Source organism: Streptomyces sp. NPDC016851 (assembly GCF_055562795.1).
Genome location: NZ_JBVHEP010000011.1, coordinates 155,611 through 179,350, shown reverse-complemented (window position 1 = coordinate 179,350; position 23,740 = coordinate 155,611). Strand labels below are relative to the sequence as shown.

Here is a 23,740-nt window from a genome sequence, read left to right as displayed (position 1 = left end):
AGCCCTGTGGACAACTCCGGACCGACGAGGCCACAGGCTCAGTGGGCGGTCCAGCCGCCGTCGAGCACGAGTGAGGTACCGGTCACGAAGGACGCCTGCGGACCGCACAGATACGCCACGGCCTCGGCGACCTCCTCCGGCTCGATGAGCCGCTTGACGGCACTGTCCTGGAGCAGCACCTCGGACAGGACGCGCTCCTCGGGGATGCCGTGCGCCCGGGCCTGGTCCATGAGCTGTTTCTCGACCAGTGGGGTGCGCACATAGGCGGGGTTCACACAGTTCGAGGTGACACCGTGGGACGCGCCTTCGAGGGCGGTGGTCTTGGAGAGTCCCTCCAGCCCGTGTTTGGCGGCCACATAGGCCGACTTGTAGGCCGAGGCACGCAGGCCATGGACGGACGACACGTTCACGATGCGGCCCCAGCGCTGTCCGTACATGTGGGGCAGGGCGCCGCGGATGAGCCGGAAGGGTGCCTCCAGCATCACGGTGAGCACCGTGTGGAAGACGTCGGGCGGGAACTCCTCGATGGGGCTCACGAGCTGGAGCCCGGCGTTGTTGACGAGGACGTCGGTGCCCGCGGCGGCGAGTTCGGCGGCGTCCAGGTCGGTGAGGTCGAGGACGTGCGGTTCCACGGCGCCCGCGAGGTCGCGGCCCTGTCCGGCGAGCGCCTCCAGTCCCGCGGCGTCCCGGTCGACCGCTCTCACCTTCGCCCCGGCGGCCGCGAGCCGCAGCGCGCAGGCGCGGCCGATGCCGCCGGCGGCGCCGGTGACGAGCGCGGTGCGGCCGCCGAGGTCGAGCGGCAAGGCGTGGGGAGCCGGAAGGAGAGGGGACGCGGTCATGCCTCGACCCTAGGCAGCACGCCTGCCGCGCCCCATGTGGTCACGCCCTACAGTTCAGCCCGATGCAGTGGGGTCGAACCATGTGGGGTCGTCCGACAGGGCCTGCTTGATCCGGAACAGCCCGAACTCGTCCAGCTGGGGCAGGGCGTCGATGTCGAACCAGGCCACGTCCAGCGACTCGTCGTCGTTGACCCGTGCCTCGCCGCCGACGGCCCGGCAGCGGATGGTGATGTCCATGTACTGGCAGATGTCGCCGTTCCCGTAGGTGACGGGTTCCAGGGCCTGGACGAGGACGACCCGTTCGGCGACACAGTGCACGGCCGTCTCCTCGTAGACCTCCCGCACGGCGCAGGCCGCGGGCTGCTCCCCCGGGTCCGGGATACCGCCGATCACCGACCACTTGCGGGTGTCGGCCCGGCGGTTGAGCAGCACTCTGCCCTCGTCGTCGAAGACGAGGGCGGTGACTCCGGGAAGCCAGAGCAGCTGGTGACCGGCCGAGGCGCGGAGGGTGCGGATGAAGTCGGGAGTAGCCATGGGCCGACCCTAATAGGCGGGTTGCGGCGCCCCGGCGGGTTTCATGCGGTGTGCGACCGGCGTACGGCTACACGTCGCCGGCGCGTCGCCCGCGCAGACCGGCGCCGACGGCCCAGCCCAGTCCGCCGGCCGCGACCAGCACGAGGGCGATCTCCGGCAGGATGCCCAGCTGTGTGGCGGGGGTCTGCGAGGAACGCAGCGGCACCTTCTGCACCAGTGAGTCGGCGACGAACATGCCGGTCTTCTGCGTGATCTTCCCGTCCGGCATGATGATCGCGCTGACGCCGCTGGTCACCGGCACGGTCACGGTCCGGCTGTGCTCGACCGCGCGGACCCGGGACATGGCGAGCTGCTGGTAGGTCATCTCGCTGCGGTCGAACGTGGCGTTGTTGCTCGGCACGGAGATCATCTGGGCGCCGTCGGTGACCTCGGAGCGCACGGTCCAGTCGAAGGCGGCCTCGTAGCAGGTGACGAGACCGACCTTGGCGCCGTCCATGGTGAACACGCCCGGCTTTGTGCCCCGGGTGAAGTCCTGGCGCTGCATCGAGGTCCAGTTGCTGTTGATCGCCCCGATCAGCGAACGGAACGGCAGGTACTCGCCGAACGGCTGGATCTGGCGCTTGTCGTAGGTGTCGACGGGGCCCTTCGCCGGATCCCACAGGATCTGCTCGTTGTAGAGCTTGCCGTCCCGTTCGACGACGCCGCCGACCGAGATGGGCACGCCGACGGCCTTGGCCGCCGTGTCGATCACGGCGCGGGCGTCGGGGTTGGCGAAGGGGTCGATGTCGGAGGAGTTCTCCGGCCACAGGACGAAGTCGGGCCTGGCGACCTTGCCGGCCTTGACCTCCGCGGCCAGGCGTTCGGTCTCGCGCGCGTGGTAGTCCAGGACGGCCCGCCGCTGGGAGTTGAAGTCGAGACCCGCCCGCGGCACATTGCCCTGGACCACGCCGACGGTGACGCTGCCGTCCTCGGCCTTGTCGCTGACGAGCGGGCGGGCCGCCACGGCCGCCACGACCGGGACGGCCAGACTCACCAGGCCCACAGCCGCCGCGGCCCGGCGCACGGTGCCGGTACGCCGCCACACCCCGGCCAGGCGGACGACCTCGTACAGTCCGAAGCCGCACAGCACGACCGCGAAGCCGAGCACCGGGGTGCCGCCCACCGCGGCGAGCGGCAGGAAGACACCGTCCGCCTGCCCGAACGCGATCTTTCCCCAGGGGAAGCCCTCGAACGGCACGCGCGCGCGTGCCGCCTCACCGGCGATCCACACAGCGGCCGCCCACACCGGCCATCCGGGCAGCTTCGACACGGCGGCCACACCGGCGCCGACCAGCGCGACGAAGATCGCCTCGATCGCCACGAGGGCGAGCCAGGGGCCCGGACCGACCTCCACTCCGGTCCACACCAGCAGCGGCAGCAGGAAGCCGAGACCGAAGAGGTAGCCGAGACCGAGCCCCGCCTTCCAGCCGCGGCCGCGCAGCACCCAGCCGAAGATCGCGAAGGCCGGCACGGCCAGCCACCACAAGGTGCGGGGCGGGAAGCTGACGTAGAGGAGCAGGCCGGAGAGCGCGGCTGCGGCGGCCGGGAGGAGACGCACCAGACGCCGGGCCCAGGTCCGCGCTCCTGGCGCGATCTGCGGCTCCAGCTGGTCCGACTCGCCGACGGAGGTTGCGGTGACGGTCACTCCCGGAGTGTAAGGCGAGCGACCTTGACACCGACAGCGCGGTCCACGGGGCGGCCGTGTCACAGCCGCTCCGGGTATCTGCCGCAACGTTCCTGCTCATTTCGTCACGACACATCCACAAACCGTCCACCAGCGGCTACGGTGTGCCGAAGCCTCAGTGGTGCGGCCGGTGGCGGCCCGTGCGACCGGGGTCTTCACAGGTCGGGGGCGACGTGGCGCGGGGGGCGGGGCGGGGTGGGTTCCAGCGGGCTGACGTCCGCGTCCGGGCAGGACGCGGACGGTGAGAGACGAATCGTCGTGGACGGGGCCGGCGTCGTGGTGCTGGGGGCCTGCGCCGGCTGGTCCCTGGTCACGGCCGCGCTGCACGACGGCCGCCCGGAGGGTGTGCTGCTCGCGGTGCTGGCCGTTGCGGCCGGGTACGCCGCCGGGCGGATCGGCGGGGCGTTGCTGCCGGTCGGCGCGCCCTGCGCCGGGGCCCTGGCCGGTATCGGGCTGACCGTCGCGGTTCCGCACCTCGCGCCGGGCCCGCAGATCACCACCCCTCTGGGGCATGCCGGGGCGACGGCTGCCGTGCTGACGCTGTCGGCCGGTGCCGCGTGCTGCGCGGCCTGGGCCGCTCGCGCTCCTGCCGTGCGGTTCGCCCTGCGGCTGCAGGCCGCCGGGGCCGCGGTGCTGGCGGCCGTGCTCGGCTCGGGCACCGGATGCGTCGCCTGTGTCGCGGTGCTGTTGTGCTCGCTGGCCGCCGGCCGCACCCGTCGCCGCGGCGCGGGCCTCGCGGCACTGGGCACGGTCGCCGTCCTGGTGACCGGTCTGACGTGGGCGGTCGCGGCGCGGGCCGTACCGGACAGGCTGGTGGCCGCCTTCGAAGAGCGGCTGACACCGCACCGTGTGCGGCTCTGGCAGGACGCATGGCATCTGCTGCGCGACGACACCGCCCTGGGCGTCGGCCCGGGGCGCTTCGGGGAGCTGAGCGCGACGTCCGCGCAGTCACTGTTGTCCGACGGCAAGCCCCACTCGGCACCGCTTCAGCAGGCGGCCGAACAGGGGATCGTGGGTGTGGCCCTGCTGGCGGCGGCGTTCGGCTGGGTGCTGTACGCGCTGTGGCGCAGTCCGCGCCCGACCCCGGTGGCGCTCACCGCGGGCGCGGCCCTGACGGCGCTCGCGGTCATCGCCGCGATCGGCAGCGCGCTCAGCTTCACCGCTGTGTCGGTGGGGGCGGGCCTGCTGGCGGGGATGGCCACGGCACGGCCGCTCACCGACGAACCCTCGAGCCGCATGCCGGACGCGCGTTCCCGGGGCGCCGGACGCACCCCGGCGTGGTGACCGGACGCCCGCTCAATGCGTGGGGGCGCCCGCTCAGTGCGCGGGGACGCCCGCTCAGTGCGCGGGGACGCCCGCTCAGTGCGCGGGTGCGCCCGGCTGGGTCCGCCCCAGCCGCGCCTTGATCACCTGTACGGCCGCCTCCGCGTCGTCCACGGTGACCGTGAAGGTGTGTCCGTCCCACAGCTCGAGCACGAGGCCCTCACCGCGCCGCACGACCACCGCCGTGCCCTTCTCCGGCCGCCATCGATAGCCCCAGCCGCCCCAGTGGCGGGGAGTGACGTGCGAGATGTACGTGGCGCCCGCCACCTGGGAGAGCGGGATACGGCGGCGGGGCACTCCGATGTGTCCGCAGCGCACCTCCAGGTGCTCCTCGTCGACCCGCAGGGCGACGTGCACGAAGGCGAGCGTCCCGAACAGGACCAGCAGCCCGGCGGCGATGCAGCCGACCACGGCCATGGTCAGCGGGGCGATGCCGGACGTCCAGGCCGAGTCGACGGCCAGTGCGATGCCCAGCGCCATGCAGGCGGCACCGATGAGCGCGAGCAGCCACTGGACGCGGTTGGTGGCCCGGCCGGTCCAGACGTCGGTGTGCGCGTGGGGAGCGTTCTCGCCGTGGCGGTGGTCCCTCATGCCTATGAGGTTACTCAGGTTTCGTTCCGCTGGTACCTCGTGGCGGAGCGTTACTGCGCCGGCCGGGCGGTGGTCAGCCGGCCGGGGTGACCGCCTGCAGCAGCCGCCCTTCGGCGTAGGCGAGGGCGGGTGCCGGCAGCGTGCCCTCGCGTCCGCTCAGCAGGACGGTCAGGGTGCCGTGGGGCGCGGCCCCCGGCGCGGGCTGCTCGCCGAGCCGGCGCAGGGCCTGCGCGGCCACGGCGCCCGCGGAGCCGTGCAGCACGAGGGGCGGCCGGCCGGGGCGCTGGACGGCGGCCCGGATGCGCTCGGCGACCAGCTCGTAGTGGGTGCAGCCCAGGACGACGGTGGTCACATCGGCGGGGGTCAGTGCGGCGGCCGCGGACACGGCGGCGTCGATCGCGGCCTCGTCCGCGCGTTCGACGGCCTCGGCGAGGCCCCAGCAGGGCACCTCGGTGACGGGCACCCCGTCGGCGAAGTCCCGGATCAGGGTCCGCTGGTAGGTGCTGCCGGTGGTGGCCGGGGTGGCCCAGATGGCGAGGTGCCCGCCGCCGGCCGCGGCCGGCTTGATCGCCGGGACGGTGCCGATGACCGGAAGTCCCGGCTCGAGGTGGGCGCGCAGGGCGGTGAGCGCGTGCACGGTCGCGGTGTTGCAGCCGACGATCAGGGCGTCGGGGCGACGCGCGGCGGCCGCCTCGGCGACGGCCAGGGCGCGCTCGGTCAGGTCTTCCGAAGTCCGCGGGCCCCACGGCATGCCGTCGGGGTCGAGGGAGAGTACGAGATCGGCGTCGGGGCGCAGCCGCCGTACCGCGGCGGTGGCCGCCAGCAGACCGATTCCGGAGTCCATGAGCGCGATCTTCACCCGATCACGATAGACGATGAGCGGTCCCCGGCCGTTCCGGTGGGGCAGACTGCGCGCGTGAGCGCCATTGTGTGGACTGCCGCTGGATCGCTTCTCGCCTGGCTGTGGCTGCTGCTCTGTCAGGGCTTCTTCTGGCGCACGGATGTGCGACTGCCACCGCGCCGGGAACCGGACGCCTGGCCGTCCGTGTGCGTCGTCGTCCCGGCCCGCGACGAGGCGGCGGTGCTGCCCGACGCGCTGCCGTCGCTGCTCGGTCAGGACTATCCGGGGCGGGCGGAGATCTTCCTCGTCGACGACGGCAGTACGGACGGCACGGGTGACCTGGCGCGTGAACTGGCGCGCCGGCACGGCGGGCTGCCGCTGACGGTGGGCTCGCCGGGCGAGCCGCCCTCGGGCTGGACCGGCAAGCTGTGGGCGGTGCGGCACGGCATCGGCCTGGCACGCGCGCGTGACCCCGAGTACCTGCTGCTGACGGACGCCGACATCGCGCACGCGCCGGACAGCCTGCGCGAGCTGGTGGCGGCAGCTCGTACGGGTGGGTTCGACGTCGTCTCGCAGATGGCCCGGCTGCGGGTGGAGAGCACGTGGGAGCGGCTCGTCGTGCCGGCCTTCGTCTACTTCTTCGCGCAGCTGTACCCCTTCCGCCGGATCGGCAAGGAGGGGACCCGGACAGCGGCCGCGGCCGGCGGCTGCGTCCTGCTGCGGGCGGAGGCCGCCGAACGGGCGCGGATCCCGGACGCGATCCGGCACGCCGTGATCGACGACGTGGCCCTCGCGCGGGCGGTGAAGGGCAGCGGCGGCCGTGTCTGGCTGGGGCTGGCCGACCGGGTGGACAGTGTCCGGCCGTATCCGCGGCTGGGTGACCTGTGGCGGATGGTGTCGCGCAGCGCCTATGCCCAGCTGCGGCACAACCCCCTGCTGCTGGCCGGGACGGTCGCCGGGCTGGCGCTGGTGTATCTGGTGCCGCCCGTGGCGGTCGCGGCCGGCCTGGCTACGGGGAACGCGGCGGCAGCGGTCGCCGGAGCGTCGGCGTGGCTCGTGATGACGGGGACGTACGTCCCGATGCTCCGCTACTACCGGCAGCCGCTGTGGCTCGCTCCCCTGCTGCCGTTCACCGCGTTCCTCTATCTCCTCATGACGGTCGACTCTGCGGTGCAGCACTACCGGGGACGCGGCGCGGCCTGGAAGGGCCGCACCTACGCCCGTCCGGACGCCGTGCCCGAGGAGGGCTGACGGCCGCGCTCACGACCGCCCAGGGGAGAGTCACTTCCTGCCGGGGGTCCAGTTCATGCCCCACCCGTAGGCGTAGTCGACGGTCCGCTGCGGGCTCACTCCGCGCTCGGGCACGAGATAGCGCGCCTCACGCTGTACGACGAGGTCGGTGCCCGTGTTCGTGATGAGGGCGAGCGCGCACACGGGCGAGGGGACGGTGCACTCGTCGAGGAAGAACTCGACGGGGGCGCCGTGCTGCGGCTGGAGGGTCACGGTGGCGTTCAGGTCGGCGAACGAGCGGGCGCCTTCGTAGATGGTGACGAAGACGAGGATGCGCCGGAAGGCGTTCTTGTGGTCGAGATTGACGGTGAGGTTCTCACCGGTCGACAGGGCACCGGTGCGGTCGTCGCCGTCGAGGTGGATGTACGGAGGCTGGTGCAGCGCCCCGAAGGCGTTGCCGAGGGCCTGTACGACGCCCTTGCTGCCGTCGGTGAGTTCGTACAGCGCGCACAGGTCGAGGTCGAGGTCGGAGTGCATCGCGGCCGGGCGGCCGAACTTGCTGCTCCAGCCCGAGAACTGCTTGCGCACCTGCCAGTTGAGGTTCACGTGCAGGGCGCCGGAGGTGCCGCCCTGCTTGGTGAGCGACACGGAGGGTGCGGCCTTGGTGAGCGTCACCTTGGTGAGACGGACGGGTTCGGGCGCTGCCGCCGGGGGCGTGGCCGGCGGGGGCGGGGCCGCCGGGCGGGTGTACGCCGAGGGCGCGGCCACGGGCGGCGGCACGGGAGCCGGGGCCGGAGTCGGAGTCGGTGCCGGTGCCGGTGTCGAGGTCGCCTGCTGCGGTTCGTCGACCGTGATGCCGTAGTCCGTGGCCAGTCCTTCGAGGCCGCTGCTGTAGCCCTGGCCGACGGCGCGGAACTTCCAGGCGCCCTGGCGGCGGTAGAACTCACCGAGCACGAAAGCGGTTTCGGTGGTGGCGCCCGGGTTGTCGAAGCGGGCGACCGGCGTTCCCCGCGTGGTGTCCTGGACCTCGATGTACAGCCCCGGGACCTGCCCGAACGCCCCGCCGTCGGAGGAGGCGGCCACGACGATCGTCTCGATCCCGGGCTCCACGCGCGTGAGGTCGACGAGGAGCGTGTCGGTCACCCGGCCGTCGGCGGTCCGCTTGCCCTCGTGCCGGATCGCGCCGGAGGAGTGCGCGGGCTGGTTGTAGAAGACGAAGTCCGCGTCCGAGCGGACCTTTCCGCTTACCAGCAGCAAAGCGGAGGCGTCGGCATCGGGCACCCCCGGGCCGGCCCGCCAGCCCAATTCCACGCGCAGCGGCGAGGTTGGCACCGGAGTATTTGAACCTTTCAGCATTTGCATGTCCGCCCCCATTGCGTGTCACCGCGCCAGGCACATCCCGGCCGTCCGTCGAGTTCCGTCCGCACAACCTATTCCTCCCCGCGGCGAACTCCCATGCGCCGCCACAGGAAGACCGATGGCCAACCCCTGATAACCCGCCCGGAACTCGGCCTTTACACGATCGGAGCCTTGTTCGGTGCCCCTTTTTGCCGAGTTCGCTCGCATTGGGGATACCGGGTCACTGCGGACACGGAAAACAACCCTCTTATCGGTCTCCCCAACCAGCACATCGTGGGCTTAACTTATGTGCCATGACCTCCCCCCGCTCCACCTATGGCGGCGGCTACTACTCCGCCTCCTTCCCGGACACCCCGATCTACGACAAGCTCGTCGCCGAGCGGGGCACCCCGCAGATCGCCCCGATCCGGGTCCCCGCTCAGTACGACACGCCGGGCGGCGGCCTGCCCGCCCTCCCGTCGGCGCTGCCCGCTCTTCCGGCAGCCCCGTCCCAGCCCGCCTACGGTTATCCGCAGGCGCAGCAACCCGCCCCGCTCCAGCAGGCGCCCGCGGCGTACATCCCGCAGCAGGCCACCGCACCGCGCGGCTACCCCGGCCCCCAGCCGCAGCAGCCGCGCCCGGCGGCACCCGCGGGCTACGAGGCGATGCGCCCCGCGGCTCCCCGGCCCGCCCAGGCTCCCTATCAGGACCCGTACAACAACCAGCAGTACCGCGGTTACTGAGCCGCCCACCCGGGGGCTGTCGGTGCCGGCTGGCACGATGGCCCCATGGGGAACGCACATCTGCACTCGATCCACGTCCATCCGGTCAAGGCGGTCCGGGGCCTCGCGCCCCGGGAGGCCGTCGTGCAGCCCTGGGGGCTGGCCGGAGACCGGCGCTGGGCGCTGATCGACGACGGGGGAAAGGTCCTCACGCAGCGTCGGGAGCCGCGCCTCGCCCTGGCCGCCGCCGAGCTTCTGCCGGACGGCGGCGTCCGGCTGTCCGCACCCGGCACGGAGTCTGTGACGGTGAGCGTCCCACGGCCGTCGGGCACAGTGCCGGTGCAGATCTTCCGCGACAAGGTCGACGCGGTCCCGGCCGAGGACGAGGCCGCGCACGCCTGGTGCAGCGCCTATCTCGGCATCGATGTGCGGCTCGTGTACATGGACGACCCGGCCACGCGCCGGCCCGTCGACCCGGAGTACGCGCGTCCCGGCGAGACCGTCTCCTTCGCCGACGGCTTTCCGCTGCTGCTCACCACGACGGCCTCCCTCGACGCCCTCAACGCCCTGATCGCGCAGGGTGATCACGCGGACGAGGGTCCGCTCCCCATGGACCGTTTCCGGCCGAGCGTGGTCGTGGCGGGCACCGACGCCTGGGCCGAGGACGGCTGGTCGCGCCTCGCCATCGGGGACGTGTCCTTCCGCGTGGCCAAGACCTGCGGCCGGTGCGTGGTGACCACCACCGACCAGGGCACGGGCGAGCGCGGCCGCGAGCCCCTGTACAGCCTGGGGAAGCACCGGCGGCTCGACGGCAAGCTGGTCTTCGGGCAGAACCTGGTGCCCCTGTCCCGGGGCACGATCCGGGTCGGCGACCCGGTGAGCATCCTCGAGTAGCCGGACCGGCCGTCGGCGTCCCCGGGCGGGAACCGCCCCTGGCGCCCGGGCGTTGGGCTTGTGTGAGAAGTTCATGAGAGTCGCCGGTGAGGGGTGATTTCGCTCTCTCTTCGCCCGGTTGGCGCGTGGACGGCTCGGCAGGGGGTTATCACGGAGCGGGGAAGGGGGTGCAGGCGGTGCGAGCGATCAGCGGACTCTGGCGCTGGCGGCGCAACCCGCTGTGCCGCGCGACCGATCTGGCCGAGGCGTGGGTCGCGCTGGCGGCCCTGGTGCTGATCCTCCTGGCCGCGCCGGTGGCCGGTTCCCTCGTCGGGGGCGCCGCCGAGGACGCCCTCCAGCGCTCCGTCCGCGAGCAGCGCGAAGCGCGGCATCTGGTGACGGCCACAGTGGTCCGCAAGCTCGACCCCTCCCCGCTGGACGCCGACCCGGAGACCTCCACGGGCCGGGATCTGCGCAACCGCGTCCTCGCCGACTGGACGGCACCGGACGGCACCGCGCATCAGGGCCCGGTGCTGGCGAGCCTCAAGGACCCGCAGCAGGGCGACGAGTTCCGGATATGGACCGACCGGCACGGCCGGATGGTGGCCCGCCCCCTCGACTCCGCGACGGCGTCGACGCACGCGGTCCTCGCCGGCTTCGGCGCGGCCCTGGCGGCCGGCGGTCTCATAGAGGGCGGCAGACGGCTGATCGTCTGGCGCATGGTCCGCTGCCGGTACGCCCGTTGGGACCAGGCATGGGACAAGGCGGGCCCGGACTGGGGCAGGACGGGCACCGGCAGCTGACAGCCTTCCGGCTCTGGTCAACCCACCACCCGCGCGCACGCTACGGTGGTCCGGCCGAACCGTTCGGCACAACCCGCGCGCGAGCGAGCAGGAGGGGCGCGCCGGTCTCGATGCCGCGTGCGCGCACAGGCCCCACGGGCCCGGCCCGGTCGCGGTCCCGACACCGGTGGCAGCGTCCCGAAGGCGAACGAGCCATCAGTACGACCGAGGTGGGGGCACAGCTACACCATGGCACAGGGCACGGTCCAGGTGACGCACACCGGCACGTCGCGGTGGCGGCGCCGCACAGGTGAGTACGCATCGCTCGCCGCTGCCCTGGAGGCCGCGGCCGACGGAGACGTCCTCACGGTCGCCCCCGGCACCTACCGGGAGAACCTCGTCGTGCAGCGTGCGGTGACCCTGCGCGGCCCCGAGGGCTCCCCCGGCTCGGTGCGGATCGCGCCCTTGGACGGCGTGCCGCTGACCGTGCGCGCCTCGGCGGTGGTCCAGGACCTGCACGTGGAGGGCCAGGACGCGGCGGCCCCCGCGGTGCTGGTGGAGGAGGGCACGCCGGAGCTGAGCAACGTACGGGTGGTCACGCGGTCGGCGGCCGGGATCGAGGTGCGCGGCAGCGCCCGGCCCACGGTCCGGCGCTGCGCGGTCGACAACCCGGCGGGCATCGGCATCGCCGTACTCGACGGCGCGGGCGGGGTGTTCGAGGAGTGCGAGGTCGTCGCGGCCGGCCAGGCGGGTGTGGCGGTGCGCGGCGGCGCCCACCCGCGTCTGGAGCGCTGCCGGGTGCACCACACCTCGGGCTCGGGCCTGTCGGCGACCGGGGAGAACTCGGCGCTGGAGGCGGTGGGCTGCGAGATCTACGAGGTCCGGGGCAGCGGTGTGCAGATCACCGGCCGGGCCACCGCGCACCTCACCGACTGCGATGTGCACCGCACGACGGCCGACGGAGTCACGCTCGACACGGACGCGGTGCTGACGCTCGCCGACTGCCGTATCCACGACATCCCGGAGAACGCGGTCGACCTGCGGTCCCGCTCCGTCCTCACGCTGACCCGCACCACGGTGCGTCAGTTCGGCCGCAACGGCCTGTCGGTGTGGGACCCGGGCACACGCGTGGACGCCAACCAGTGCGAGATCTTCGACAGCACGGGCGACTACCCGGCGGTGTGGGTGAGCGACGGCGCCACCGCGGTGCTCGACTCGTGCCGGGTGCACGACGTGCCGGACGCCCTGTTCGTCCTCGACCGCGGCTCCCGCGTGGACGTCGTCGACAGCGACCTGTCGCAGGTGCGCAACACGGCCGTGTCGGTGAGCGACGGCGCGACCGCGCAGCTCGACGACTGCCGGATCCGGGACGCGGCGACGGGCGCCTGGTTCCGTGACCACGGCAGCGGCGGCACCCTCAGCAACTGCACGCTGGACGGCACCCAGACCGGCGTCATCGTCACCAAGGGCGCCGACCCCACGGTGGAGCGCTGCACGATCGACTCACCCGCGGAGGCGGGGGTCTACGTCTCGGCCGGAGGCCGCGGCAGCTTCCACAACTGCCGGGTGACGGGCAGCGGCGGCTACGGCTTCCATGTGATCGACGGCAGCCGTACGAGCTTGCGGAAGTGCCGCACGGAGCGGTGCGCGCGCGGTGGTTACGAGTTCGCGGACAGCGGCGCGGACGCGTCGTCCGGAGCGGGCCCCCTGGTCGAGGACTGCACCAGCGACGAGAGCGCGGGGCTGCGGGCACCGGCGGCACGGGAGACGGCCGTGCAGACGGTGGACCACTCCCCCGGCCTGCTGGGCGCGGTCCCGGGGCAGCGCACCGAACCGGAGCCCCCGGCCCCGGTCGTGGAACCCGAGCAGTCGGCCCGCAGCTCCAAGGACGTCCTCGGTGAACTGGACGCGCTGGTCGGCCTGGAGAGCGTCAAGCGCGAGGTGCGCGCCCTCACGGACATGATCGAGGTCGGCCGGCGCCGGCAGCAGGCGGGCCTGAAGGCGGCGTCGGTCAAGCGGCACCTGGTCTTCACCGGCTCCCCCGGCACGGGCAAGACGACGGTCGCGCGGCTGTACGGCGAGATCCTCGCGTCCCTCGGTGTGCTGGAGAAGGGCCACCTGGTCGAGGTGTCCCGGGTGGACCTGGTGGGCGAGCACATCGGCTCGACGGCGATCCGCACGCAGGAGGCCTTCGAGAAGGCGCGCGGCGGCGTGCTGTTCATCGACGAGGCGTACGCGCTGTCCCCGGAGGACGCGGGCCGCGACTTCGGCAAGGAGGCCATCGACACGCTGGTGAAGCTGATGGAGGACCACCGGGACGCGGTCGTGGTGATCGTCGCGGGCTACACGGCCGAGATGGAGCGCTTCCTGTCGGTCAACCCCGGTGTGGCGTCCCGGTTCTCGCGAACCATCACCTTCAGCGACTACGGCCCCGAGGACCTGCTGCGGATCGTGGAGCAGCAGGCCGAGGAGCACGAGTACCGGCTGGCGCCCGGCGCGGCCGAGGCCCTGCGGACGTACTTCACGGAGCTCCCGAAGGGCCCGGCGTTCGGCAACGGCCGTACCGCGCGCCAGACCTTCGAGGCCATGGTGGAGCGGCACGCGAGCCGCGTCGCCCAGTTCACCGAGCCGAGCACGGACGACCTGACCCTGCTCTACGCGGAGGACCTGCCCGAGTTGCTCTGAGGATCCGCCTCCGGATCCGGGCAGGGCTGCTCGGCCGTGTGACGGGGTGCCGGCAGGCCCGGCCGCAGCCGGGCCAGCAGCTTGCGGCGCTCCTCGGCGAACACCGGGTCCGCCTGGTAGTCGGAGTGGCCGAGGATCGGCGCCGGCAGCGGGTGCAGGTCGGTGCGGCCGTAGGAGAGGGGGTCCATCAGCGGCACGTGGTCGACCCCGAGGTCGTGGTTGCCGGGCAGGCGCACCGGGCCGCCGATGGGGTCGGTGAGCCGGTACAGGTTGCGCCAGCAGTCGACCTCCCGGTGCAGGGAGCCGAGCGCGGCGGGGCCGAAGTGCGCCGGGAACCAGCGGCCGTAGAGCCGCTCCAGCGGGGAGCCGTACGTCAGCAGCGCGACGCGTCTGCGGGTGGACGGGGACAGCTGCCAGGCCGCGGCGGCGGCGAGCACGCTGCCCTGTGAGTGCCCGGAGATGACCAGCCGTCCGCCGGTGGCGCGCGTCCAGGTCGCGATCCGCCAGGTCAGGTCGGGCACCGCGCGCTCGGCGTAGCAGGGCGGGGCGAAGGGGTGGGCGGCGCGCGGCCAGAAGGTGCCGACGTCCCACAGGATGCCGATGGTGCGGCGGGCCGCGGCGTCCTTGTAGGCGCGCCTGCCCCAGGTGACGAACAGTATGAAGCCGAGGCCGATCAGCCAGGAGCCGAGGGCCTGGGCGGTCTCTGCGGCGCCGTGGACGACGGGGTAGGTGCCCCGCGCCGCCTCGCCCGGCGTCTCGTCGGTGGTCAGGGCGCCGACGAGGGCTCCGGCGCCGAGCAGCAGGGTGACGCCGGAGGTGACGGCGACGACGCGGGGCCCCCGGTCGGTGAGGGAGGCCATCGCGCGGGTGTAGGCGATGCGGCGGGTGCGGGCGCGGTCCTGGGCCTCGTCCGGGTAGTCGCGGGCCACCGCCTCGCGTTCGGCGCGGGCGAGTTGCCAGGCGCGGTGGGCCAGCCAGCCGAAGAGCACCAGCAGCACCACGATCAGGGGCGGGATCACGGACGCCTGCCAGGTCAGCAGGACCGGCGGGCCGTCGATCGACGTCCCGGTGCCGTCCAGCCAGTCCGACACACGCTGCGACACACCGCCGGACATCACCCCGCCCAGGGCGCAGCCCAGCATCGCGACGGCCGGTCCGCCGAGCCCTCGCAGCACGGCCCGCCGGTCGGGGTCGGTGCGGTGCAGCGCGTACGCGACGCCGCCGAGGACGATCACGAGCAGGCCCTGGACCAGAGCGAGACCGCCGAAGGTGGCATCACCCGGCAGCCGGCCGGCCGACTCCCAGCCGGGGCGCTCCCAGCCCGCGTACACCAGGGCGAGGGCGAGCAGGACGAGGGCGGCGAGCGGCAGGCGCCGTACGAAGCGCTCGTCGAGCTCCCGGTCGATGCGTCTCTCGCTGCGGCCCCGCCGGCACACCACCCACACCACGGCGACGACGCAGGCCGCGAGTGCCGCCTCCAGGAGCAGGCCCAGGATGTTCAGTACGGCGGGGCCGCCGGGCTCCCGGTCGTGCCGGGCGGCGGCGCCGGCGACCGCGGCGGCGACCGTGATCAGTCCGGCGGCGGTGTGCGCGGCGCGCAGCCGGGCCACCAGCCGGCGTCCGTACCAGAAGCCGGGCCGGCCCAGCGCGGTCGAGCCGTCGCCGTCCTCGTCGGGCTCGGCGTCGCCGGCCGGCGGCTGCTGGGACTCGTAGTCGCTCCAGGTGCGCCGGGACAGGTACCACAGCAGACCGGTCAGGGCGGTCGGGACGAAGGACGCCAGGGCGAGCCTGCGGCCGGGGCTGCTCCACCAGCCGCCGTCCGAGACCGTGGGCGAGAGGAAGCCGAGCCAGGAGTGCCGGTCGGCGCACGCGCGCGTGCCCGCGCACTGCCAGGCCGCCAGGTCGAGGGCGACCTCGCAGGCCGCCGCGACGAGCAGCACCGTCAGGGTGAGCCCCGTGAGCCGCACCAGCAGGCCGTACAGACGCACGGTGCGGCGGCGGCCCCGGGCACTGGGGCGCATCCAGTGGGCGAGGTTGACGACCATGAACGGCAGCAGCAACAGCCACAGGGCGCGGGTTCCGTTGCCGGAGGTGAGGTTGCACCAGACGTAGGCCTCGGGCACCGGTTTGTCGCGGCGGCGGTCGTCGGGGCCGGTCTCCGCGTCGACGTCGTCGGCGCGCCGGAAGACGGCCGCGATGCCGTCGCCGGTGATCCGCACCGTGCGCGGATCGTCGAGCATCTCCTGCGGCGTGGTGCCGCCCACGCCGTGGACCAGGAGTTCCAGAGCGGTCCCGGTTTCACCGGGCCGCCGGGCGGGCTGGTCCGGCCCGCCGGTCGAGGCCTGTTCCTGCGCACGTTCCACTGATTCGCACTTCCCCCGTGACACGCCGTCGGCTCTGTCCGTGCGGGCACAAGGATCTCCAGTTCCGCGGCGCCGCACACCTGCTGTCACGGAATCTCCCCGATCCGTGACCGTGCGGAGAGCCGCCGGTGACATGTGCGCGGCGAGCGGTCGGTGGCGCCGCCGGTCCCGCGACATGCGAGGATGAGGCGTCCGCGCACCGGAGCCGGGGGAGAATGTCCTGGTTGGGGCAGGTGTGCTGGGCCTGACGGACGGCATTGAGGCGAAAGGACCGGAGCGTACGTGAGCGAGAATCAGAACCTCCTCGCGGAGCAGCGGCGATCCCTGATCCTCGACGAGGTCCGCCGCCGGGGCGGTGTCCGGGTCAACGAGCTGACCCGCAAGCTCGGCGTGTCGGACATGACGGTCCGCCGCGACCTCGACGCGCTCGCCCGCCAGGGCATGCTGGAGAAGGTCCACGGCGGCGCGGTCCCGGTGGTCGAGGCGAGTACGCACGAACCGGGCTTCGAGGCGAAGTCGGGGCTGGAGCTGAGCGCCAAGGAGGACATCGCACGGGCGGCGGCCAAGCTGGTCGCGCCGGGCGCGGCGATCGCCCTGTCCGGCGGCACGACGACGTACGCGCTGGCGCAGCAGCTGCTGGACGTGCCGGACCTGACGGTGGTCACCAACTCGGTGCGGGTGGCCGACGTCTTCCACGCGGCGCAGCGCACCTCCGGCCCGCGGCAGGGCGCGGCGACGGTCGTGCTGACCGGCGGTGTGCGCACCCCGTCCGACTCACTGGTGGGGCCCGTCGCCGACCAGGCGATCGCGGCGCTCCACTTCGACCTGCTGTTCCTCGGGGTGCACGGCATATCGGTCGAGGCCGGCCTGTCGACGCCGAACCTCGCGGAGGCGGAGACGAACCGGCGGCTCGTGCAGTCGGCCCGGCGGGTCGTGGTGGTCGCCGACCACACCAAGTGGGGCAAGGTGGGCCTGAGTTCGTTCGCCTCGCTGGAGCGGATCGACACCCTCGTGACGGACTCCGGTCTGCCGGACGAGGCGCGCGGCGTGGTCGTGGAGCATCTGCGGCGGCTGGTCGTGGCCGGGGAGCCCGAAGACGAGGCAGACAGCTGACGGGTCGCCAGTTAGGGTGACGCTGCCGGTCTCGCCAGCTCCTCAGCCAGGAGGGCTTCGTCCATGGCTCACCGTCTGCGCCCCGTGGGGCTCGACTTCGTCCAGGCCGCGCCCGTGCGGCATGTCTCCGAGCGGGAGATCTCCGCTCCGGTGGAGGCGGTCTACCGGGCTCTGGAGGACGTGCCCGGCTGGGCCGACTGGTTTCCCCAGGTGACGGCCGCCCGTCCGATCGACGGCGGGAAAGGGCGCGACATCCGGCTCATCGGCGGCGTCCGGTTCCGGGAGTCGGTCATCGCGGCGACGGAACCCGAGGTGTACGCCTATCGCGTCGACGTCACCAACGTGCCCGGAGTGCGCGCGATCGCCGAGGAGTGGCGGCTCGCCCCGGCCGGTACCGGGACCCGGGTGCGGTGGACGTTCGCGACCGACGGGACGGCGGCGTACCGGCTCGCCATGAAGCCGGTGCGGGCGGCTCAGGCCAAGGCCTTCCGGGACGCCGTCACGGCGCTGGACCGGAGGCTGGCGGCGTAGCGCCACCAGCCCGGGCATCCTCTCAGTCGGGCCAGACGCCCGTCTCCAGGAGCGAGTCGATCGCGGCCGTGTACGGCCCGATGTCCAGCCCCTGGGCGGCCAGCCAGGTGTCGGAGTAGTACTTGTCGAGGTACCGGTCCCCCGGGTCGCAGAGCAGCGTCACGACGCTCCCCTGCCGTCCCTCGGAGACCATCTCCGCGACGATCTTCAGCGCGCTCCACAGTCCCGTACCGGTCGAGCCGCCCGCCTTGCGGCCGATGGCGCGCTCCAGTGCCCGTACCGCGGCGACACTGGCCGCGTCGGGCACCTTCATCATCCGGTCGATCGCGCCGGGCACGAAGCTCGGTTCCATCCGGGGGCGGCCGATGCCCTCGATCCGGGAGCCGCAGTCGCAGGTGACGTCCGGATCGCCGGTGGTCCAGCCCTCGAAGAAGCACGAGTTCTCGGGGTCGGCCACGCAGACGCGGGTGTCGTACTGCATGTAGTGCACGTAGCGCGCGAGGGTCGCCGAGGTGCCGCCGGTGCCCGCCGTGGCGGCGATCCACGCCGGCTCGGGGAACCGCTCCCGGCGCAACTGCCGGAAGATGGACTCGGCGATGTTGTTGTTGCCGCGCCAGTCCGTGGCCCGTTCGGCGTAGGTGAACTGGTCCATGTAGTGGCCGCCGGTCTCTGCCGCGAGGCGGGCGGACTCCTCGTACATCGTGCGGGGGTCGTCCACGAAGTGGCACCGGCCGGAGTGGAACTCGATGAGACGGATCTTCTCGGCGCTCGTGGTGCGCGGCATGACGGCGATGAAGGGCACGCCGACGAGCTTCGCGAAGTACGCCTCGGAGACGGCCGTCGAGCCGCTGGAGGCCTCGATCACCGGGCGGCCCGGCCGGATCCAGCCGTTGCAGAGGCCGTAGAGGAACAGGGAGCGGGCGAGCCGGTGCTTGAGGCTGCCGGTGGGGTGGGTGGACTCGTCCTTCAGGTACAGGTCGACGCCCCACCGCTCGGGCAGGGGGAACTGGAGGAGGTGCGTGTCGGCCGAGCGGTTGGCGTCGGCCTGGACCCTGCGGACGGCTTCTTTCAGCCATGCGCGGTAGGCGGTGTCGCTGTGGTCGACGTCGAGGGTGACGCCGGTGCGGGTCTGCTGGGGGGTGCTCACGAGGGGGCTCCTAACGCTGCGCGCCGACGACGCGTCGCGCGGCCGACACCCCGATCATAAGCACCTGACGCACGCTTCTCACCTGCATAAACGCACCTTTGAGCCCCCCAAAGCGCCCCCTGGGGCAGAGCCGGTGCAAGGGGGCGCGCGGTCCAGGGGGCGCACTTGCGTGTGTGCTCCGGGCGCCCCCTGCAGAGGGGGTCTGCTGTACTGGTGCTCGACGCCGGGTGGGGGCAGACTTCACCGCGGGACCGGAGCCCCGGACGGGGTACCGGCAGGGGTACGGCGCACCACCGGAGCAAGCCTCCGGACGGGGGCACACTGGATCAGGACACGAGCCTGTGCCGGGTACCGCGCAGAGGGCGGGCCGGTGCACCGACGCGCACAAGGGGGCGGGTGGCATGGCGGAGCCGGAGTTCAGGGCCACGGGCGTGCGGATCGGGAAGCGGCTGCGTTCGCTCACCCGGGCCGGCCAGGTCCGCATCAGCGACGGCCGGCTCGAGCTGCTGACCAGCTACGGCAGTGAGATCGACAGCGCGCCGGTGCAGGCGGTGCGCGCCTCCAAGCCCTGGTTCGGCCCCGATGACCGGGCCACGGCGGATCTCAACGGCAATCGTTACCTGCTCACCCTGGGCGATCACGACCCCGCTCCGGGCGAACCGGGGCCGCCGGCCGCACGGCGCTTCATCGAGGCCGTGCGCCGGGCGGCGGGGCGCGGCGACTGAGATGTCCGCGAGTTGCGGTACCCCACCCCCTGCGTCACTCTGGTCTCACGTCACTCTGGGTTTACCGGCGATAACGCTGCGAACCAGCCCGCCGGCCACGACAGCGGGCGACAGCGTCACGAAGGCGCCCTGCTGGATCCGAACTCCGTGTTCTTCCGGACCTCACGTCGGGGAGTCGCAGCCGTGATCAGCTACCCAAGCAGGCACTGCACGGTGGAGCTCCAAGCCCTGCCGTCGCGGATCGGCCAGGTCCGCAGAATCGTCTCTGCGCAGTTGCGCTACTGGCATCTGGACGCTCTGATCGACCGGGCCTCGCTCGGTGTGACGGAGTTGCTGTCCAACGTCCACCGGCATGCCCAGCCCGACAAGACGTGCACCGTGGAGATAGAGCTGCTGCTCGACCGGCTCACGGTCTCGGTGCGCGACCACGACCCGCGGATGCCCGTGGTGGACGACGCCGAGCCGCTGGCGACCTGCGGGCGCGGGCTGGCGATGGTGGCGGCCATGAGCGAGAGCTGGGGCGTCCGGCCGGACGGCGAGTCCGGCAAGGTCGTCTGGTTCACCCTCCCGACGTCCTCCGCCGCGGTCGCGGCGCCGGCGCGCCGGGCACGGCGCACGGTCCTGGAGAAACCCGCGCGCAGGTTCGCGGAGGTCGGGCACGTCGCCGACGGGCTGCGGCCCGAACATGCTCCCGCCCGGTCCGCCGTTGCCGGTTGACCGGGCGGTGACCACCGTTCGCACGGGGGTCGCGTCGGCGGGCACCTCCAGGGTCACTCGGTGGCGATGGCGCGCAGCACGTCCAGGCGTGCCGCGCGCCGGGCCGGGCGCAGCCCCGCGAGGGCGCCGGCCATGAGACCCACGAGGGCCACGACCGCGAGTTGGACGGGCGGCACGGCGAAGGCGAAGGCGCTGTCGCTGCTGCCGTCCGAGGCCCTGACGAGGACCCAGCCGAGGAAGGCGCCGAGGGCGAGCCCGCCGACCGTGCCGAAGGCGGCGACCAGGACCGACTCCCAGCGGACCATGGCCCGCAGCTGGGAGCGGGTCTGGCCGACGGCCCGCAGCAGGCCGAGTTCACGGGTGCGTTCGTGGATCGCCAGGGTCAGGGTGTTGGCGATGCCGAGCAGCGCGATGACCACGGCGAGGGCGAGCAGGGCGTAGACCAGGGTGAGCATCATGTCGATGCCGCCGGCCGAGGACTGCGCGTACTCGTCGCGGGTCTGGACCTCCGGGTTGCCGTACCGGGCGGCGGTCTTCTCCACCGCCGCCTTGCCCGCGTCCGTGCTCACGCCGTCCTCGAACGTGACGGCGACGAGGGTGTCGGAGTCCTGGGTGCGGTGCGGGGCCCAGGCGGCGCGGGTGATGACGTAGTCGCCGGCGAGTTCGGACTGCCCGTAGACCGCGCGGACGGTGAACGTCTCCTTGCGGCCGTCGGTGAAGGTGAGCTGGGCCCTGCCGCCGGGGGTGAGGTGCTGCCTGGCGGCTTCCTTCTCGGTGACGGCGATGCCGTCGGTGCCGAGGCCGCGCATCGAGCCGTCGATGCTGCCGAGGTCGAAGGCGCGTTCCAGGGCGGCCGGGTCGGTGACCGTGAGGGCCCGGCCCTCGCCGTCGACCTCGGCGACACCCCGGCCGAGTCCGACCGCCGTGTCCACCTCGGGCAGCTCCTGGACCGCGTCGGCCAGCCTCGGGCTCAGTCCGCTGCCGCCCGCGCCGAACGACGGGGCGCTGACGGCGACGTCGCCGGCGAAGGACCGGGACACGGTCTGGTCCATGGTGGCCTTCAGCGAGGCACCGAACACCGTGAACAGCGACACGACGGCCACGCCGATCATCAGGGCACTGGCGGTGGCCGCGGTGCGCTTCGGGCTGCGCAGGGCGCCCTGCCGGGCCAGCGCGCCGGTGACACCGCGCAGCCGGCCGAGCGGGCTGCCGAGGATCCGGACGGCGGTGGTGGAGGCGACCGGGCCGAGCACCACGAACGCGACCAGGGCCAGTGCGGCGCCGGAACCCGCCAGCCAGACGGACGGTGACACGAGGACGCCGGCCAGGGTGAGGGCGAGGGCCAGCGCGATCAGGCCCGTGCCGGTGATCGCCCGCAGGCGGGACGCGCCGGAGGTGTCGACGGCCGTCTCGCGCAGGGCGGCGAGCGGTGCGGTGCGGCCGGCGCGTACGGCGGGCAGCAGGGCGGAACCCAGGCAGACCAGGATGCCGACGGCCAGAGGCAGCGCCAGTGAGAGGCCCTTGACCACGAGGTCGCCCTCGGGGAACGGGAAGCCGATGGCCGGGAACAGTGCCTGGAGCCCGGCCGCGATGCCGATGCCGCCCGCCAGGCCGGCCAGGGACGCCGTCACGGCCACGGCGGTGGCCTCCACCAGAGTGGTGACGGTGACCTGGCGGCGGGAGGCGCCCAGCGCCCGCAACAGGGCGTTCTCGCGGGTGCGTTGGGCGACGACGATGGCGAAGGTGTTGTGGATGGAGAAGGTCGCCACCAGCAGGGCGACGCCGGAGAACACCAGCAGGAAGAGCGTGAAGATGTCCAGGAACTGGCTGGAGATCATCTCGGTGTTCTCCTCGGCCGACTCCTGGCCGGTGATGGCCTCGACGCCCTGGGGCAGGGCGGGCGTCAGCCGCTCGACGAGTTCCTCCTGGCTCACGCCAGGTCCCGCGCGCACCTGGATGCTCGCCGCCTCGCCCGGCCTGGCCGTGAGGTACTTCTCCGCGTCGGCCAGGGTCATCCCGGTGAAGGTCACCTGTGCCATGCCGTCCTCACCGCCGAAGGTGGCCAGGCCGACGACGGTCACCCGGACCGGGTCGGGGGTGCGCAGGACGGTCGTGTCGCCGATCTTCAGGGCGCCCTTCTCGGCAGTGCCGCGGTTGACGACGACCTCGCCGGACCTCCGCGGGGCGCGTCCGTCGGCCAGCCGGTACGGATTGAGCTGCGGGTCGGTGATCCAGTTGCCGGCGAGGGTGGGCGGGCCCTGGCCGCCGATCGGGTCGCCGTTCGCGCCCACGAGCTGCCCGGCGCCCTGGATGTTCGGCACGGCGGTCGCGACGCCCGGGACCTTCTCGACGGTCCTGGCCAGGCCGGTGGCGACCGGCTGCCGTACGCCCTGGCTCTCGCCGGGCGTGGTGATGGCGTCGGCGCTGCGGACCACGGCGTCGGTGCCGCGGGTCGCGTTGCCGAACATCGAGTCGAAACCGGCGCGCAGTGTGTCGCCCATGACGAGCGTCCCGGCCAGGAACGCCACGCCCAGGAACACGGCGAGGAACGTACCGGCAAAGCGCCGCCGGTGGGCGTGCAGGGAGGACACGCTCAGGCGTACGGAGGCGTTCATGAGGGCACCTCGAAGGCCTTCATCCGGTCCAGGACCCGGTCGGCGGTCGGGGACTCCATGCGGTCGACCAGGCGTCCGTCGGCGAGGAAGACGACCTCGTCGGCGTGCGCGGCGGCCACGGGGTCGTGGGTGACCATGACGACCGTGCGCCGGGTCTGGCGTACGGTGCGGCCGAGCAGGCCGAGCACCTCCTCGCCGGAGCGCGAGTCGAGGTTGCCGGTCGGCTCGTCGGCGAAGACGACGTCCGGCTGTCCGGCGAACGCCCGGGCCACGGCGACGCGTTGCTGCTGTCCGCCGGAGAGTTCGGCGGGCCGGTGGTGGAGCCGGTCACGCAGTCCGACGACGTCGATCAGCGTGTCGATCCACTCCGGGTCGCCCCGGCCTCCCGCCAGGTCAAGGGGCAGCCTGATGTTCTCCGCGACGGTGAGGGTCGGCACCAGGTTGTACGCCTGGAACACGAAGCCCACGCGGTCGCGGCGCAGGAGCGTGAGGCGGCGGTCGTCGAGGCCGCCCAGGTCGGTGTCGCCGATGCGGGCGGTGCCCGAGGTGAGCGTGTCCAGGCCGGCCGCGCAGTGCATCAGGGTGGACTTGCCGGAGCCCGAAGGGCCCATGATCGCGGTGAAGCGGCCGGCCGGGAAGCTCACGGTCACGCCGTCGAGGGCGCGTACGGCGGTGTCGCCACCGCCGTACACCTTCACCGCGTCGACGACCCGGGCGGCGGGCCGCGTGGTCGTCGTGGCGGTCGTCGTGGTCATGCCGCGCCTCCCTTGCGGCCGAACTCCTCGTTCAGCACGGACAGTCGGCGCCAGTACTCGTCCTCGTCGATCTCGCCGGAGGCGAAGCGGTGTCCGAGCACGGTGATGGGCGAGTCGTTCCCGGCCGGGGGCTGCCGCCAGGGGCCGCCGCGGCGGCCGCGCCACACCGTGCGGCGCAGCAGCGCGATGCCGCCGCCGATGACCAGGGCCCAGATCACCGGGAAGAGCAGGATCCAGGGGCCGGGGCCGCCGTCACCGAAGTTCGCCAGGGTCTGCATGTCGTTCAACTCCTC

General features: G+C 73.2%; 21 protein-coding genes. 10 read left to right on the top strand and 11 right to left on the bottom strand.

Annotation, left to right across the window (positions count from 1 at the left end; translation table 11 throughout):
• Positions 1-38: 38 nt before the first annotated feature.
• The 3 genes from ACZ3I3_RS19730 to lnt all read right to left on the bottom strand — a co-directional run bounded on the left by ACZ3I3_RS19730 (position 39) and on the right by lnt (position 3,057).
• The gene (locus tag ACZ3I3_RS19730; RefSeq protein WP_467366723.1) at positions 39-839 is read right to left on the bottom strand and encodes a 3-hydroxybutyrate dehydrogenase; all 801 of its coding nucleotides are present in this window, start codon (positions 837-839) and stop codon (positions 39-41) included.
• A gap of 54 nt (positions 840-893) precedes the next feature.
• Positions 894-1,373, bottom strand: a complete 480-nt coding sequence (locus ACZ3I3_RS19725; RefSeq protein WP_467366721.1) for an NUDIX hydrolase — start codon at positions 1,371-1,373, stop codon at positions 894-896.
• Between the two features lie 67 nt (positions 1,374-1,440).
• Positions 1,441-3,057 carry an apolipoprotein N-acyltransferase gene (gene lnt, locus ACZ3I3_RS19720; protein ID WP_467366719.1) on the bottom strand — a complete coding sequence of 539 codons (1,617 nt, stop codon included), beginning with the start codon at positions 3,055-3,057 and terminating at the stop codon, positions 1,441-1,443.
• Between the two features lie 297 nt (positions 3,058-3,354).
• Between lnt and ACZ3I3_RS19715 the strand changes: the two genes are divergently transcribed.
• Positions 3,355-4,380 (top strand): O-antigen ligase family protein, encoded by a 1,026-nt coding sequence (locus ACZ3I3_RS19715; protein WP_467366936.1) that lies wholly within the window; start codon positions 3,355-3,357, stop codon positions 4,378-4,380.
• A 75-nt stretch (positions 4,381-4,455) separates the two neighbouring features.
• Here the strand turns inward: ACZ3I3_RS19715 and ACZ3I3_RS19710 are convergent, their stop codons facing one another.
• Positions 4,456-5,010 (bottom strand): hypothetical protein, encoded by a 555-nt coding sequence (locus tag ACZ3I3_RS19710; protein ID WP_467366717.1) that lies wholly within the window; start codon positions 5,008-5,010, stop codon positions 4,456-4,458.
• 73 nt (positions 5,011-5,083) lie between these two features.
• On the bottom strand, positions 5,084-5,869 hold the full coding sequence (locus ACZ3I3_RS19705; RefSeq protein ID WP_467366715.1) for a glutamate racemase: 786 nt from the start codon (positions 5,867-5,869) through the stop codon (positions 5,084-5,086).
• Between the two features lie 39 nt (positions 5,870-5,908).
• Here ACZ3I3_RS19705 and ACZ3I3_RS19700 point away from each other — a divergent pair, with 39 nt between their 5' ends.
• Entirely contained in the window at positions 5,909-7,102 is a 1,194-nt protein-coding gene (locus ACZ3I3_RS19700; RefSeq protein WP_467366713.1) for a glycosyltransferase, read from the top strand.
• 30 nt (positions 7,103-7,132) lie between these two features.
• Here the strand turns inward: ACZ3I3_RS19700 and ACZ3I3_RS19695 are convergent, their stop codons facing one another.
• Positions 7,133-8,437, bottom strand: coding sequence for a TerD family protein (locus tag ACZ3I3_RS19695; protein ID WP_467366711.1), 1,305 nt, complete (start codon positions 8,435-8,437; stop codon positions 7,133-7,135).
• Between the two features lie 296 nt (positions 8,438-8,733).
• On the opposite strand from ACZ3I3_RS19695, the gene ACZ3I3_RS19690 reads away from it, so the two are divergent.
• From ACZ3I3_RS19690 to ACZ3I3_RS19675, 4 genes are all read left to right on the top strand, one after another.
• Positions 8,734-9,162, top strand: coding sequence for a DUF6643 family protein (locus tag ACZ3I3_RS19690; protein ID WP_467366710.1), 429 nt, complete (start codon positions 8,734-8,736; stop codon positions 9,160-9,162).
• Between the two features lie 45 nt (positions 9,163-9,207).
• A complete protein-coding gene (locus ACZ3I3_RS19685) occupies positions 9,208-10,035 on the top strand; it encodes an MOSC domain-containing protein (protein ID WP_467366708.1) in 828 nt (275 codons plus the stop codon).
• 176 nt (positions 10,036-10,211) lie between these two features.
• Entirely contained in the window at positions 10,212-10,817 is a 606-nt protein-coding gene (locus ACZ3I3_RS19680) for an Rv1733c family protein (RefSeq protein ID WP_467366706.1), read from the top strand.
• Positions 10,818-11,045: 228 nt separating this feature from the next.
• Complete coding sequence (locus ACZ3I3_RS19675; protein WP_467366704.1) at positions 11,046-13,481, top strand: right-handed parallel beta-helix repeat-containing protein; 2,436 nt, start codon at positions 11,046-11,048, stop codon at positions 13,479-13,481.
• Here ACZ3I3_RS19675 and ACZ3I3_RS19670 read toward each other — a convergent pair.
• Positions 13,451-15,844, bottom strand: a complete 2,394-nt coding sequence (locus ACZ3I3_RS19670) for a hypothetical protein (protein ID WP_467366702.1) — start codon at positions 15,842-15,844, stop codon at positions 13,451-13,453. The two genes, ACZ3I3_RS19675 and ACZ3I3_RS19670, sit on opposite strands and share 31 nt — an antisense overlap.
• A gap of 282 nt (positions 15,845-16,126) precedes the next feature.
• On the opposite strand from ACZ3I3_RS19670, the gene ACZ3I3_RS19665 reads away from it, so the two are divergent.
• Positions 16,127-16,957 carry a DeoR/GlpR family DNA-binding transcription regulator gene (locus ACZ3I3_RS19665; RefSeq protein WP_467366700.1) on the top strand — a complete coding sequence of 277 codons (831 nt, stop codon included), beginning with the start codon at positions 16,127-16,129 and terminating at the stop codon, positions 16,955-16,957.
• Between the two features lie 63 nt (positions 16,958-17,020).
• A complete protein-coding gene (locus ACZ3I3_RS19660) occupies positions 17,021-17,488 on the top strand; it encodes an SRPBCC family protein (protein WP_467366698.1) in 468 nt (155 codons plus the stop codon).
• A 22-nt stretch (positions 17,489-17,510) separates the two neighbouring features.
• Here ACZ3I3_RS19660 and ACZ3I3_RS19655 read toward each other — a convergent pair whose 3' ends face one another.
• A complete protein-coding gene (locus tag ACZ3I3_RS19655; protein WP_467366696.1) occupies positions 17,511-18,635 on the bottom strand; it encodes a PLP-dependent cysteine synthase family protein in 1,125 nt (374 codons plus the stop codon).
• Between the two features lie 401 nt (positions 18,636-19,036).
• Between ACZ3I3_RS19655 and ACZ3I3_RS19650 the strand changes: the two genes are divergently transcribed.
• Both ACZ3I3_RS19650 and ACZ3I3_RS19645 read left to right on the top strand, forming a co-directional pair.
• Positions 19,037-19,360: a hypothetical protein gene (locus ACZ3I3_RS19650; RefSeq protein WP_261682162.1), complete on the top strand. Its 324-nt coding sequence runs from the start codon at positions 19,037-19,039 to the stop codon at positions 19,358-19,360.
• A 183-nt stretch (positions 19,361-19,543) separates the two neighbouring features.
• Positions 19,544-20,077 carry an ATP-binding protein gene (locus tag ACZ3I3_RS19645; protein ID WP_467366694.1) on the top strand — a complete coding sequence of 178 codons (534 nt, stop codon included), beginning with the start codon at positions 19,544-19,546 and terminating at the stop codon, positions 20,075-20,077.
• A 53-nt stretch (positions 20,078-20,130) separates the two neighbouring features.
• Here ACZ3I3_RS19645 and ACZ3I3_RS19640 read toward each other — a convergent pair whose 3' ends face one another.
• From ACZ3I3_RS19640 to ACZ3I3_RS19630, 3 genes are read right to left on the bottom strand one after another with little or no spacing between them, the layout of a single operon-like run.
• Positions 20,131-22,692 (bottom strand): ABC transporter permease, encoded by a 2,562-nt coding sequence (locus ACZ3I3_RS19640; RefSeq protein WP_467366692.1) that lies wholly within the window; start codon positions 22,690-22,692, stop codon positions 20,131-20,133.
• The gene (locus ACZ3I3_RS19635; protein ID WP_467366690.1) at positions 22,689-23,447 is read right to left on the bottom strand and encodes an ABC transporter ATP-binding protein; all 759 of its coding nucleotides are present in this window, start codon (positions 23,445-23,447) and stop codon (positions 22,689-22,691) included. The genes ACZ3I3_RS19640 and ACZ3I3_RS19635 overlap by 4 nt, the downstream gene beginning before the upstream one ends.
• Positions 23,444-23,725, bottom strand: coding sequence for an SHOCT domain-containing protein (locus ACZ3I3_RS19630; RefSeq protein ID WP_345662072.1), 282 nt, complete (start codon positions 23,723-23,725; stop codon positions 23,444-23,446). The genes ACZ3I3_RS19635 and ACZ3I3_RS19630 overlap by 4 nt, the downstream gene beginning before the upstream one ends.
• Positions 23,726-23,740 lie beyond the last annotated feature (15 nt).

Coding starts and splice junctions, on each gene's coding strand:
- ACZ3I3_RS19730 (WP_467366723.1), bottom strand. CDS start 839: ATGACCGCGTCCCCTCTCCTTCCGGCTCCCCACGCCTTGCCGCTCGAC.
- ACZ3I3_RS19725 (WP_467366721.1), bottom strand. CDS start 1,373: ATGGCTACTCCCGACTTCATCCGCACCCTCCGCGCCTCGGCCGGTCAC.
- ACZ3I3_RS19710 (WP_467366717.1), bottom strand. CDS start 5,010: ATGAGGGACCACCGCCACGGCGAGAACGCTCCCCACGCGCACACCGAC.
- ACZ3I3_RS19695 (WP_467366711.1), bottom strand. CDS start 8,437: ATGCTGAAAGGTTCAAATACTCCGGTGCCAACCTCGCCGCTGCGCGTG.
- ACZ3I3_RS19690 (WP_467366710.1), top strand. CDS start 8,734: ATGACCTCCCCCCGCTCCACCTATGGCGGCGGCTACTACTCCGCCTCC.
- ACZ3I3_RS19685 (WP_467366708.1), top strand. CDS start 9,208: ATGGGGAACGCACATCTGCACTCGATCCACGTCCATCCGGTCAAGGCG.
- ACZ3I3_RS19675 (WP_467366704.1), top strand. CDS start 11,046: ATGGCACAGGGCACGGTCCAGGTGACGCACACCGGCACGTCGCGGTGG.
- ACZ3I3_RS19660 (WP_467366698.1), top strand. CDS start 17,021: ATGGCTCACCGTCTGCGCCCCGTGGGGCTCGACTTCGTCCAGGCCGCG.
- ACZ3I3_RS19650 (WP_261682162.1), top strand. CDS start 19,037: ATGGCGGAGCCGGAGTTCAGGGCCACGGGCGTGCGGATCGGGAAGCGG.
- ACZ3I3_RS19640 (WP_467366692.1), bottom strand. CDS start 22,692: ATGAACGCCTCCGTACGCCTGAGCGTGTCCTCCCTGCACGCCCACCGG.
- ACZ3I3_RS19635 (WP_467366690.1), bottom strand. CDS start 23,447: ATGACCACGACGACCGCCACGACGACCACGCGGCCCGCCGCCCGGGTC.
- ACZ3I3_RS19630 (WP_345662072.1), bottom strand. CDS start 23,725: ATGCAGACCCTGGCGAACTTCGGTGACGGCGGCCCCGGCCCCTGGATC.